The following is a 13611-nucleotide window of genomic DNA, read 5'->3' on the forward strand; positions in this document are numbered from 1 at the left end:
CATGATTATATATCCAGTGGGAAGAGATGATAATTATCGCCTATTATACTGATGATCGGTAAAAAAGTCATGGTGGGTTCATGAGTATTTATACTCATCGCAAAAGTGACACGCTCCCGAGATTAAAGGCATTATTAGCTTGCCACCGAACTTGTTTTTTGGGACGGGAATTCCTGCCTGCATCATTGTGCTGGATAAGGAAAATGCCCAGGATAGCCAGGGCATTTTTATGATGGATGCTAGCAAGAGCTTTGTCAAAGATGGCAACAAAAATCGATTGCGGGAGCAGGATATTCACAAAATTGTTGATGTGTTTAATCGACAGCTAGAGATTCCGAAGTATTCCCGCTTTGTTCCATTTGAGGAAATTGCCGACTCCAAAAACGATTACAACCTGAATATTCCCCGCTACATCGACAGCCACGAAGAGGAGGATATTCAGGATATTGAGGCGCATTTGTTGGGAGGCATTCCGAAGCGAGACGTTGAGGCGTTGAGTGAGTATTGGCAGGTGTATCCGATGCTAAAGCAAAAGCTATTTGAAATAGCAGATCGCCCTGGATATTTAAAACTAAAAATCTCCATAGGGGAAGTCAGAACCTACATTTTTGACTATCCCGAATTTATTACCTATGGGCAAGAAATTCAGGCAGTTTTTGAAGGGTGGCAAGCAAAACATACTCCTTTGCTGAAAGCTATTCAACCGGGAGATAATCCCAAGGATATTATTTACAGTCTTTCAGAAGATTTGTTGCAAGCTTTTACGGGAAAAAGTTTGATTGATAAATACGATGTCTATCAGCACCTAATGACTTATTGGGTAGAGAGTATGAAGGATGATGTTTATATTCTGGTTGAGGATGGGTGGAAAGCAGATATGAAAGTGGTGAGGAATAAAAAAGGTGCAGTTACAGATTTTATCTGCGAACTAATTCCCAAGGAGTTGATGATTAACCGCTATTTTAAAGATCAACAGGCGACGATTGAAAACCTGGAAGCGAAAAGAGATGACATTGTTCGCAAGGAGGAGGAACTGCAAGAAGAACACGGTGGCGAGGAGGGTTTGCTGGAAGAAGTCACCAATGACAGTCGCAAAATTACGCCAGTGAATGTGAAGGATCGCATTAAGAAAATTAATAATAATGCAACGTTTGCGGATGAGTTGAAGGTGTTAAAGGCTTACTTAGAACTGATTGAGGAAGAATCAAAAATTACTAAAAAAATAAAAGACAGGACTCAATTTTTAGATGAATGTGTGTTAAAAAAATACGGTTATCTAACGCAGGATGAGATTCAAACGCTGGTAGTAGATGATAAGTGGATGCCCACTTTGCACCAAACAATAAATTCAGAAATGGAGCGGATTTCGCAACGGTTGACGCAACGGATTAAGGAGCTGGCAGAAAGGTATGAAGCACCTTTACCAGAGTTGACAAGTCGGGTGGATGAGTTGACGAGTCGGGTGGATGCTCATTTGAAGAAGATGGGGATGGTGCGATGATGCAAACGAATATACCAAAAGGCTATCAACAAACTGCGCTCGGACTAACGCCGCAGGATTGGAATATAGGTAATTTCCAACAATTTTGGACTGTTACCGACTGCAAGCATTTAACAGCAAAATTCGTCGATGTTGGTATTCCAGTAGCAAGTATTAGAGAAGTTCAAAGCCGTTTTGTAGAGCTTGAAAATGCAAAAAAAACAACAGAAAACTATTACTTAGCTCTCATTGAAGGTGGACGAAAACCACAGCTTGGAGACTTAATTTTTAGCCGTAATGTGACAGTTGGAGAAGTTGCTCAGGTTGCTGAATGGCATCCTCCTTTTGCTATGGGACAGGATGTATGTTTGTTAAGAAAAAAGCAACCTGAATTCTCAAGCGATTATATGCAAGCAATCATTCAATCTCCTATAGTCCTAAAACAGCTTGCCGATTTGATGGTGGGCTCGACTTTCAAACGGGTTAATATCGAACAAATCCGAAATCTGATTGTGCCAATGCCATCGCCGGAAGAACAAAGATTGATCGCACAAGCTCTAAGTGATACCGATGCCGCGCTCGCAGAACTCGATCGCCTCATCACGAAAAAGCGCAACATCAAGCAAGGAGCGATGCACCAACTCCTCATGGGCAAAAAACGCCTGCCCGGTTTTAGCAGCGAGTGGGAGATAAAAAGATTGGGGGAAATATTAAAAGTCAGACACGGAAAAAGTCAGCATGATATAGCCGAGGAGAATGGTCCATTTCCCATCTTAGCTACTGGTGGCGAAATTGGCAGAGCAAAGACTTACTTATATGATAAGCCATCAGTGCTAATTGGACGAAAAGGAACGATTGACGTTCCTCAATATATGGATAGCCCCTTTTGGACGATAGACACTTTGTTTTATACAGAAATATTCAATAACGCCTTTCCAAAATTTGTTTTCTATCGGTTTAATTTAATTAATTGGTATTCCTATAATGAAGCATCAGGAGTTCCCAGCCTTAACGCTAAAACAATTGAGAATATCGAAGTCTATTTGCCCTGTGTTGACGAACAACAAGCGATCGCCCAAGTCCTCATTGACATGGATGCCGAAATCAAAGCCTTAGAGCAAAAACGCGATAAATACAAGGCTATCAAACAGGGAATGATGCAGGAACTTCTCACTGGGAGGACTCGACTGCTATGAGTCAAGTCGGAGAACGGGAACGCTTAACCCAAAATCGTGTTGTGCAACTGTTTCAGCAGCACTTAGGCTATGGCTATCTTGGCAACTGGCAAGATCGCTCCAATAACAGCCATATCGAAACCGACCTCCTCACCAACTTTTTGCGCCGCAAACAAAGCTACAGCGACAGCCTGATTAACAAAGCTTTGTATGAACTCAAACAAGTCGCAGACAACCAAAGTAAAAGCCTCTACGACATCAACAAAGCCGTCTACAGCCTGTTACGCTATGGGGTCAAAGTCCGGGAAGAAGTCGGCGAAAAAACCCAAACCGTTTGGCTGATTAATTGGAAAAACCCCTTAGAAAACGACTTCGCTATTGCCGAAGAGGTCGCCGTTAAAGGCGAAAATCCCAAACGCCCGGATGTGGTGCTGTATGTCAACGGTATCGCCTTGGGTGTATTAGAACTCAAACGCAGCACAGTCTCCGTTGCTGAAGGCATCCGTCAAAACCTGGATAACCAAACATCAAGGTTTATCAAATCCTTCTTTGCTACCATGCAGTTCGTTATGGCAGGCAATGACACGCAAGGCTTACGCTACGGCACGATCGAAACTCCCGAAAAATATTATCTCACCTGGAAAGAAGAAAACCCACACTATAATCCTCAAACAGACCCTAAAGAAAACAAATATTTATCCAGTTTAGACTGCGGGATGGCCGACAACGCACTCGATTTTACGCTGCTGCGCCTTTGCGAAAAACAACGATTCCTCGAATTAATCCACAATTTCATTGTGTTCGATCGTGGCATCAAAAAAGTTTGCCGTCATAACCAGTATTTTGGTGTTAAAGCCGCTCAAACCTTTCTGCAACAACGGAAGGGCGGCATCATCTGGCACACCCAAGGCAGTGGCAAAAGTCTAACAATGGTGTGGCTGACCAAATGGATTCGCGAAAATAGGAGGGATGCCCGTGTCCTGATCGTGACCGATCGCGATGAACTGGACAAGCAGATTGAGAAGGTTTTTAAAGGCGTTAACGAAGACATCTATCGCACCAAAAACGGCAGCGACCTGATCGATAAACTAGATTGCACGACCCCCTGGCTACTCTGTTCTTTAATTCATAAATTCGGTAAAAAAGATAAAGATAAAGTCAGCGATGCAGACTACGACCGCTACATTGCAGACCTCAAGCGAAGTCTCCCCTCAGATTTCTCCTCCAAAGGCAATATCTATGTATTTGTAGATGAATGCCACCGCACCCAATCAGGCAAGCTGCACGATGCCATGAAGGAAATTCTGCCCAATGCCGTGTTTATTGGCTTCACCGGTACGCCGTTACTCAAAAAGGATAAACACAATAGCATTGAGGTTTTTGGCGGTTACATTCATACCTATAAATTTCAGGAAGCCGTAGCCGATAAAGTAGTTCTAGATTTACGCTACGAAGCCCGCAATGTCGATCAATTCATCACTTCCGAAACCAAAATCGACCAGTGGTTTGAAGTAAAAACTAGAGGCTTAACCGCACAAGCCAAGATTCAACTAAGACAGCGCTGGGGTACCTTGCAAAAGGTTTTGAGTTCGGCATACAGACTAGAAAAAATTGTCAGCGATATCCTATTAGACTTTGAAACCAAAGACCGTCTCCAAAGTAATCGGGGCAATGCTCTGTTGGTGGCAGGCAGCATTTACGAAGCCTGCAAATATTATGAGTTATTCCAGAATCGCGGCTTCAAAAAATGCGCGATCGTCACCTCTTACGATGGCTCCCTCCAAAGCATCAGAGGCGAAAGCACTGGCGGAGACGAATACACCGACAAGCAGCGGCAGTATGATATTTACCAAAAAATGCTGAATGGTAAAACCCCCGAAGCCTTTGAGGAAGAGGTCAAAAATAAATTTGTTGATGAACCCGCCCAGATGAAGCTGCTGATTGTTGTGGATAAGCTACTGACTGGTTTCGATGCGCCTCCCACCACCTATCTCTACATAGATAAAACCATGCGAGATCATGGTTTGTTTCAGGCGATTTGTCGCGTTAATCGACTCGATGGTGACGATAAAGAGTATGGTTATATTATCGATTACAAAGATTTGTTCAACAGCCTGGAGAAATCCGTTCTCGACTACACCGCCGAAGCATTTGAGGACTACGATCGAGGCGATGTGGAGGGGTTGTTGAGCGATCGCCTGGAAAAGGGCGTCGAACGTTTAGAAACTGCCAGAGAAAGCATCAAAGCCCTGTGCGAACCTGTAGAACCGCCAAAAAATACCCTGGCCTACATCCGTTATTTCTGTGGTTCCAACACCGAAGACCCAGATTTAGTAAAAGAACACGAACAAAAGCGAGTTAGCCTCTACAAACTCACCGCTTCTCTAGTTCGAGCTTACGCTAATCTAGCAAACGATATGCTAGAAGCTGGCTATTCTTCTGCTGAAATTGAAACCATTAAACAGGAAGTCAAATATTACGAACAGATTCGCGCCGAAGTCAAACTTGCCAGCGGGGATGCGATCGACCTGAAAGCTTATGAACCCGCCATGCGCCACCTGATCGATAGCTACATTGGCGCAGAAGAGAGCGAAGTGCTTTCCACGTTTGAGGACATGACGCTGATTGAGTTGATTGTCGATCGGGGCAAGGATGCAGTCAATACCCTACCCAAAGGCATCAGACAAAACCCAGAAGCCGTTGCCGAAACCATTGAGAACAACCTACGCAAAGTTATCATCGAACAACGCCCCACCAACCCCAAGTATTTCGGCCCAATGTCGGAACTCTTGGATAAACTGATTCAAGAACGCAAAACAGCCGCTCAGGAGTATGAGGACTACTTGAATAAAATTGTGGCTCTCAGCCGACAAGTTACCCAACCTGCAACCTCAACCCAGTACCCTCCATCTCTGGATACTCCCGCCAAACGAGCGTTATACGATAACCTAGAGCAAAATGAGGCTCTGGCATTGGATATCGACAATGAAATTCGTCAAACCAAAAAGGATGCTTGGCGCGGCAATATAATCAAGGAGCGTGAAGTAAAACACGCCATTAGAAAATACCTTGACCCCCGTGAAAAAGTAGATATCATTTTTGAGATAGTGAAGAATCAAAGCGACTATTAGGATGTATCAGATAAGCGTCAGCGATCTAGTCATTGATGTTGATAGAAAAGATATTAAAAACATCCATCTTGGGGTATATCCTCCCGATGGTCGAGTTCGGATTGCTGTACCTCTGAGAGTGAATGATGAAGCTCTACGTTTATTTGCTATCTCAAAAATATCTTGGATCAAAAAGCATCAGGCAAATTTCAAAGCGCAAGAACGGCAATCAAAAAGAGAATTTGTCTCTGGTGAAAGCCACTATTTCCAAGGCAAACGCTATTTACTAAATGTTATATATCACCAAGGTAAGAGTAGGGTACAAGTAAGAAACAACACCTATATCGACCTTTACGTTAGGGAAGGAAGCGACGAAGCCCAAAGACAAAAAGTCATAATGAATTGGTATCGACAGCAGTTAAAAAAAGCAATTCCTCCATTAATCGAAAAGTGGGCAGCAATTCTAGACGTTCAGGTTAATGATTGGGGAGTGAAGCAGATGAAAACTAAATGGGGTACCTGCAACATTGAAGCGAAACGCATCTGGTTGAACCTTGAATTAGCCAAGAAAGCTCCTAACTGTCTGGAATACGTCGTCGTCCATGAAATGACGCATCTTTTAGAACGGCATCATAACGAGCGATTCACAATGTTAATGAACCGATTCCTTCCAGATTGGCGTTTCTATAAAGATGAATTAAACCGCTCTCCACTTGGAAGTTATTGAGATTCTACTGGAACTATCGACTTCTTTTAGTTTCCCAGCAACCGCCAATAAATCATCTTCAGATCAAACAACGACAAGGCTGATTGAATGCAACAATGCGATCGCGCCTAACTCACCAGCTTACTAGCTAGCCCTTGATGAATCTGATCTAACCACACCGGAATTACAGGCTGACCAGTTTTTAACGATGCGATCGCACTCTCCAAATCAAACTCTACCAGTTGGAGCGATCGATCTTTACACCCTCACTCTCTGCCTCACTCTCACATTCCCTCTCTCACGCAACCGGGCATGAATCACATCTAACCAAACCGGTACTACAAACTTACCCTCAGCCCAAGCTGCTACTACATTGTCCACATCGAACTCTACCAGCTTAGAATCTCCTGCCTGCGGCTCCTTGACAAAAATTAACCGGTTTGGCTCCAGATCGCTCAAAAGCCCCGGATACTTCTCCTGAAGAGTTTTTAGAACTTCTCTCGCCACCTCAAACGTAAAACCCACTGACAGCCAATACTCCATCGCCGCCAATGCCGCCAAATCAGACCGAGAGTAATAAACACTCCGCCCCGTACCCGTCCCGGTAATCGCAGGCACAACAACCCCCTTCTCTCGCCAATACTGCAACTGGCGAAGGGTGCAGCCTGTCATATCAGCCGCCTGCTTGCTGGTGAAAAACGTTTCTTGCATAAAACGATTCTACCCGCTCTACGCACAGCTTGTTATTTAACACTTATGTTATTATTGCACATATGTGTTTACTAATAACATGAGCCAAATCACCATCCAGTGCCGTTTAGTCGCGAGCCTTCCGACCCGCCGCCAACTCTGGGAATTGATGGCAGGCAAAAACACGCCCCTAATCAACGAACTACTGGCACTCGTAGCCAATCACCCCGACTTCGAGACATGGCGACAAAAAGGCAAACTTCCCAGCGGTACAGTCAACCAACTGTGCCAGCCTCTCAAAACCGACCCCCGTTTCATCAGTCAACCCGCACGGTTTTACACCAGTGCCCTTAAGGTTGTGGACTACATCTACAAATCTTGGCTTGCATTAATGAAGCGGTTGCAATACCAATTAGAAGGGAAAACCCGCTGGCTAGAAATGCTCAAAAGCGATGCCGAACTCGTAGAAAGTAGCGGTGTCACCTTAGAAACTCTCCGCAGCAAAGCTACTGAAATTGTGGCTAAATTAACCCCCCAGTCCGACTCGGTTGCATCTCAACCACCAAAAGCTAAAAGTAAAAAAACGAAAAAATCCAAAGCCTTAGATAGCAAGCCGAATGTATCTCACATCTTATTTGATGCTTATCGCAATACAGCAGATATTTTGAATCTATGCGCCATCAGCTACCTACTCAAAAATGGCTGCAAAATCAACGATAAAGAAGAAGACGAAAAGAAATTTAGCAAACGCCGCCGCAAAGTCGAAATTCAGATTCAACGCCTCACAGAAAAGCTAACTGCTGGAATTCCCAAAGGTCGAGATTTGACCACTACTAGATGGTTGGAGACATTAGCCGAAGCTACATCCTGCGTTCCCCAAAACGAAGCTCAAGCTAAATCTTGGCAAGATAATCTACTCAAACGATTTAGCCTCGTGCCATTTCCCGTCATTTATGAAACTAACGAAGACCTGACCTGGTTTAAAAACGTTTCAAGCCGTCTCTGTGTTAAATTTAGCGGCTTAGGCGAACATACCTTTCAAGTATATTGCGACCAACGCCACTTGCACTGGTTCCAACGATTTTTAGCAGACCAAGAAATTAAAAAAAACAGCAAAGATCAACATTCCAGCGCCTTGTTTACTCTCCGTAGTAGTAAACTTGCATGGCAAGAAGGAGAAGGGAAAGGAGAGCCGTGGAACCTTCACCATTTAACCCTCTACTGTTGCGTCGATACCCGCCTGTGGACTGCCGAAGGAACAAAACAGGTAAAAGAAGAAAAAGCTACCGAAATCGCTAAAATCCTCACCAAAGCCAAAGAAAAAGGCGACCTAAATCAACAGCAAGAATCCTTTATCCAACGCAAAAATTCCACCTTAACTAGAATCAACAATCCTTTCCCGCGTCCCAGCCAACCTTTATATCAGGGTCAAGGTAACATTTTAGTGGGCGTTAGTCTAGGTTTGGAGAAACCTGCCACTGTAGCCGTAGTAGATGCGATCGCCCACAAAGTTATTACCTACCGTAGCATCCGCCAGCTACTAGGCGAGAATTACAAATTGCTTAACCGACAACGGCAAGCAAAACGCTCCTTATCCCATGAACGTCAAAACGCCCAAAGACGAGGCGCTTTCAATCAATTCGGAGAGTCTGAGTTAGGTGAATATATCGACAGATTACTGGCTAAAGAGATCGTGGCGATCGCGCAAAAATACCAAGCTGGTAGCATTGTTTTACCCAAGCTCGGCGATATGCGGGAAATAGTTCAAAGCGAAATTCAAGCCTTAGCCGAACAAAAATGCCCAGAATTTATAGAAGGACAGCAAAAATATGCCAAACAATATCGCGTCAGCGTTCATCAGTGGAGTTACGGCAGATTAATTGACTGTATTCAGACTCAGGCGAAAAAGCTTGGCATTGCGATCGAACAGGGGCAGCAGCCAGTTCGAGGTAGTCCCCAGGACAAGGCGAAAGAGTTGGCGATCGCAGCCTATCACTTACGTTCTAAAGCTTAATTGACAATGCCCGAACCTTGAAATTAGAATAGTAAATAGCGCCGCTGGTCATGCTTGCAAAAGCCTCTGAACAGTGATAAATGAGGGTTAGTTTGACTATGGGAACATGGTCTTGCTTTCTGGCCCTGGTAGCTGCCCACCCCGATGCTGCTGTCCCTTGCGGACAGGAATTAGGTGCGCCCCCAGTAATAAGGGTGCGGGTTTACCGCAGTGGTGGCTACTCAATCACCTCCGACCAAGGGGGAACCCACCTTATTTTTTCGTAAACCTAAGCGGGAGCCAAATCCCCAAGAGGTTGCGAATCTTCTGAAATTAATAGCCAGACTAAGTTTGAGCTTTTTCTGGGATGGTCAACCCTCTAGTTACGACAGTTTTCAGAGTGAAATTTTCGAGCCTTACGAAATTTTTTCTGGAAGCTAGTGTAGGTAAGGGTTTTAGCTCACAGAGTTTCAATGACCATTCCGACTAGGGGTGGGTTGAAAGCATATTGATGTTGGGCCTCGCGGTTGTTGGACTTATGTTTCAATGGCCATCCCGACTAGGGGTGGGTTGAAAGTTCTATTATTGCGACTGAAGATATCGCAGCAAGCCATCGGGGTTTCAGCGATCGTTGTAGGTGGGTTGAAAGGAAGGTTCAAGTTCTTTTTTAGTCTCGTAAACAAGGTCGTCTATAAAAGTACCTTGTATTTGTCCCAGGGACAGTAATCTGTTATTAGTGACAAATAATTTGTTAAAGTGACAACAATCTGTTATCAGTGACAAATAATGTGTTACTGTACACCGCGAGTTTGGATAAATTCAGGTTCAGGATTTGGGATGGGAGTAGAAGGACTTGAACCTTCGACCTTGAGATTAAGAGTCACCTGCTCTAACCAACTGAGCTATACTCCCGCATCTAAGCTAGTATAACACAACCGTTCTGAAAAATCAACTATTTTTGTAAAAAATTGTGGCGATCGCCCTTACTCCAATATTTAATGTAAGTTTGATCGCCCTGATTCCACATTTGATTTAAGCGTGATCGACCTCAAGAACCTCCCCAGATTTGTGCAAAACGTGCGGCAGACCATCCAACCCAATCTGATACTTGGCCATCTCCAATCTACACAATTCGCTTGACTCCATCTTGGCGTCTATTGCATCCACACAGAAAAACTTGCTGTGAATTAATCAGTAAGGTGGACTTTGGCCCACCCTACTGATTCTAATTGGTTCCGAAAGTGTCTACTTCAGAATTCGGGAGACGACACCGGCGCCCACAGTGCGATTACCTTCGCGGATGGCAAAACGCATATTTTGTTCGATCGCGATCGGCTGCAACAACTTCACAGTCATATTAACCCGATCGCCCGGAACTACCATGTTGATCGCACTCCCGTCATCAGCCGTAAAAGATGCGATCGTACCTGTAACATCCGTTGTCCGCACGAAGAATTGAGGGCGATATCCCGCAAAGAAAGGAGTTCGCCGGCCGCCTTCTTTTTCCGACAGCACGTAAACCTCAGAATCGAATTCAGTGTGAGGTTTAATTGAACCGGGTTTAGCAAGTACCATACCCCGTTCAATTTCGTCTTTTTGGATGCCGCGAAGCAACAAACCGACATTATCTCCAGCCATCCCTTCATCCAGAAGTTGCTGGAACATTTCAACGCCGATAACAGTTATCGTGCGAGTGTTTTGGATTCCCACCAATTCCACAGTATCGCCGACTTTGATTTTACCCCGCTCGATTTTGCCAGTTGCGACAGTTCCGCGACCTTTGATAGAGAACACATCTTCAACAGCCATCAGAAAAGGTTTGTCAATATCGCGATCGGGCGTAGAAATCCAATCATCTACCGCATCCATCAAATCGTAAATGCCATCGACCCACTCATCCTCGCGGCGGTGTATTTTCGGATTAGCAGTCATCTTTTCCAGCGCTTTCAGTGCCGAACCTGCGACAATTGGAATATCATCGCCCGGGAAACCGTAAGAACTGAGAAGTTCGCGAATTTCTAACTCGACTAACTCCAAAATTTCCGCATCGTCCACCATATCTTTCTTATTCAAAAAGACAACCAACTTCGGCACTCCCACTTGCCGCGCTAACAAGATATGTTCGCGAGTTTGAGGCATCGAACCATCTGCAGCCGACACGACGAGGATTGCACCATCCATTTGAGCGGCACCCACGATCATGTTTTTCACGTAATCAGCGTGACCCGGACAATCAACGTGAGCGTAATGGCGATCGCCAGTTTCATACTCAACGTGAGCCGTATTAATCGTGATTCCCCGCTGTTTTTCTTCCGGTGCAGCATCGATTTCATCGTACTTTTTAGCCTTGGCCCGACCCTGGGCAGCCAGCGTCATTGTAATCGCCGCTGTTAGGGTTGTTTTGCCGTGGTCAACGTGACCGATCGTACCGACATTGACGTGGGGTTTGTTCCGTTCAAATTTGGTGCGTGACATTACATTTGATTCTCCTTTTAGGATTGTTGTTTGTTTTCAATCATTAGTTTTTAGTTCTTAGCCTCTTCTTAATGAGTAAGAACCGCTCGCTAATGATTAAAAAGAAAAGTGGAGGAGTCGAACCTCTACAGCTTTACGCTGCACCCTGGTATTCCAAACCAGTTGCCGTCCACACAGCAACACTTTCCAAGTTTTTGATTTTTAACCGCTGATTAACGCTGATTAACGCAGATGAACGCAGATAAATGCAGCAGATTCCATGCAACAATATGCCGTTCAATCTAAAGTCTCAAGTTTCACAGATATTCCTCAATCTAAAATCTAAAATCTAAAATCTAAAATCGATTGAGTGGGTGGTATAGGAGTTGAACCTATCTGGTACCGGTTAAAAGCCGGGTGCATAACCGCTTTGCTAACCACCCATAAAAATTCAGCGTTTGTGTAATTCCTAAAAAATCATTGTGTAGTAAACACTTCAGTCCTTTTTTGCCCCCAGCAATTGCAACGCATAAAGTCCCGATTGCTAATGCTTCACTCGATAATGAAGCAACATGAAACCGTTGCTATAGATTTTGCGATCGGTAATTTCCAAATTTGTCGGATCGAGGGCACGGGAAAAAAGAGGAATTCCAGAGCCTATAACTAGCGGATTCAACTTTACAATCATCTCGTCAATCTCAGAAAAAAGAGTTGCCGCTAAAGCGCCACCACCGCAGAGCCAGATGTCTTTACCCGTTTCTTTTTTTAATTCCTTAACCAATTCAACAGCATTGTGCGAAACAAGTTGAATATTCTTATCTGGACTGGCTTCCATAGTGTGCGAAAAGACATACTGCTTCAAGCTGAGATAAGGATTAGTTACACCAACATTTAGCCCTACCTCATAGGTTTTCCGTCCCATCAAAACCGCATCAAACTGCTTGTTCTTTGCAGGAATGCCAAGTGCTTCCTGAACGTGAGCCGGAATAGTCTCAGGAAAGGAATCGAACAAATCAGCGAAATGCTCCCCTTCCATAGGGAAAAAATCAAATGAGCCATTTTCGCGAGCAATAAAACCGTCAACGGTGCAAGCAACGTAATATTTTAGTTTTCTCATGTTTCACGTTCATTTTGATAATTTTATATTACAACAATTTTACCTCGTAAAAACCAGGAGGTGTTTCATCAAAATCATCTGCAACGTAAGTAAAAATGCCTTGATTACAGCCAAATTTACGGGGTTTGAGGACGGCAGTCTTTTCAGGTGACTTTTCTTTCAGTTTTTGGATTTAGTTTAAAAGTTGAATATCCTTGAATAACAAAATCCACTGAATCAATTCTAATTTGAGAACTTGAACGCTCATGGCTTTTATGTTGAATAACTAGCAAATTTAGACTTATTATAAACCAATCCACCGAGGAGGTACTGCCCCTCCTATCCCCGCGTTATCAGCACGGTGTCTCGCTTTTCGACTTCCGGTGGTTAAAAGGAAGATGAAGGAATCGAACCCTTACAGTTACCTGTACCCCAGTTTTCAAGACTGGTTGCCAACCATTTAGCGGCATCTTCCAAGGGGTGTCTGACGGGAATTGAACCCGCTATTACTGGCTCCACAAACCAGCGCCGCTACCACTTTGGCTTCAGACACCACAAGTGGAGTCAAGGAGAATCGAACTCCTGGCCTCTTGCGTGCAAAGCAAGCGCTCTACCAATTGAGCTATGACCCCGCGTAAAAGATTCACCTGTCGAGTAAATCTAAAATCTAAAATCTAAAATTGGTGTGGTGGATTGCGATCGGATTTGAACCGATATCTTTCTAACAGCCAGTTAGATGCTTTACCAATTAAGCTACGAACCCCAGACAGCAGGAGCGGTAGCAGGGTGGATTAATTGTCCCCAAGTAAATTATAATAGTCGAGCGCGATCGGATGATCGTCCGATCGCGCTCGGCTATCCTACAGAGTGCATCAACAATGAATTTAATTGAAGCAATTAAATCAGT

General features: G+C 44.3%; 8 protein-coding genes and 7 tRNA genes. 5 read left to right on the plus strand and 10 right to left on the minus strand.

From position 1 onward, the window contains the following. Positions 1-130 precede the first annotated feature (130 nt). Genes QUA04_RS25705 through QUA04_RS25720 form a run of 4 tightly spaced genes read left to right on the plus strand, consistent with a single transcriptional unit; the run spans position 131 to position 6492 of the window. Positions 131-1501 carry an N-6 DNA methylase gene (locus tag QUA04_RS25705; RefSeq protein ID WP_333262558.1) on the plus strand — a complete coding sequence of 457 codons (1371 nt, stop codon included), beginning with the start codon at positions 131-133 and terminating at the stop codon, positions 1499-1501. Continuing rightward, positions 1498-2676, plus strand: a complete 1179-nt coding sequence (locus QUA04_RS25710; protein WP_333262539.1) for a restriction endonuclease subunit S — start codon at positions 1498-1500, stop codon at positions 2674-2676. Before QUA04_RS25705 ends, QUA04_RS25710 begins: the two co-directional genes overlap by 4 nt. Continuing rightward, the gene (locus tag QUA04_RS25715) at positions 2673-5786 is read left to right on the plus strand and encodes an HsdR family type I site-specific deoxyribonuclease (protein ID WP_333262541.1); all 3114 of its coding nucleotides are present in this window, start codon (positions 2673-2675) and stop codon (positions 5784-5786) included. Before QUA04_RS25710 ends, QUA04_RS25715 begins: the two co-directional genes overlap by 4 nt. A 1-nt stretch (position 5787) precedes the next feature. Continuing rightward, entirely contained in the window at positions 5788-6492 is a 705-nt protein-coding gene (locus tag QUA04_RS25720; protein ID WP_333262544.1) for a SprT family zinc-dependent metalloprotease, read from the plus strand. A gap of 237 nt (positions 6493-6729) precedes the next feature. On the opposite strand, the gene QUA04_RS25725 is transcribed toward QUA04_RS25720, so the two are convergent. Next, entirely contained in the window at positions 6730-7182 is a 453-nt protein-coding gene (locus QUA04_RS25725; RefSeq protein WP_333262548.1) for a MerR family transcriptional regulator, read from the minus strand. Between the two features lie 79 nt (positions 7183-7261). Between QUA04_RS25725 and cas12k the strand changes: the two genes are divergently transcribed. After that, positions 7262-9175: a type V CRISPR-associated protein Cas12k gene (gene cas12k, locus QUA04_RS25730; protein WP_333262550.1), complete on the plus strand. Its 1914-nt coding sequence runs from the start codon at positions 7262-7264 to the stop codon at positions 9173-9175. An 817-nt stretch (positions 9176-9992) separates the two neighbouring features. Here the strand turns inward: cas12k and QUA04_RS25735 are convergent. The 9 genes from QUA04_RS25735 to QUA04_RS25775 all read right to left on the minus strand — a co-directional run bounded on the left by QUA04_RS25735 (position 9993) and on the right by QUA04_RS25775 (position 13467). Then, positions 9993-10066: transfer RNA gene (locus QUA04_RS25735), tRNA-Lys, on the minus strand. A gap of 333 nt (positions 10067-10399) precedes the next feature. Then, the gene (gene tuf / locus QUA04_RS25740; protein WP_333262553.1) at positions 10400-11629 is read right to left on the minus strand and encodes an elongation factor Tu; all 1230 of its coding nucleotides are present in this window, start codon (positions 11627-11629) and stop codon (positions 10400-10402) included. Positions 11630-11731: 102 nt separating this feature from the next. Then, positions 11732-11817, minus strand: a tRNA-Ser gene (locus QUA04_RS25745). A 162-nt stretch (positions 11818-11979) separates the two neighbouring features. Then, positions 11980-12051, minus strand: a tRNA-Lys gene (locus QUA04_RS25750). A 101-nt stretch (positions 12052-12152) separates the two neighbouring features. Next, positions 12153-12725: a dihydrofolate reductase family protein gene (locus tag QUA04_RS25755; protein ID WP_333262555.1), complete on the minus strand. Its 573-nt coding sequence runs from the start codon at positions 12723-12725 to the stop codon at positions 12153-12155. 371 nt (positions 12726-13096) lie between these two features. Then, positions 13097-13179 (minus strand) — tRNA-Ser (locus tag QUA04_RS25760). A gap of 4 nt (positions 13180-13183) precedes the next feature. Then, positions 13184-13257, minus strand: a tRNA-His gene (locus QUA04_RS25765). A gap of 6 nt (positions 13258-13263) precedes the next feature. After that, positions 13264-13336 (minus strand) — tRNA-Ala (locus QUA04_RS25770). Between the two features lie 54 nt (positions 13337-13390). Beyond that, a tRNA-Ala gene (locus QUA04_RS25775) sits at positions 13391-13467 on the minus strand. Positions 13468-13611: the final 144 nt, after the last annotated feature.

Source organism: Microcoleus sp. S13_C5, from assembly GCF_036700845.1.
GTDB lineage: Bacteria > Cyanobacteriota > Cyanobacteriia > Cyanobacteriales > Microcoleaceae > Microcoleus.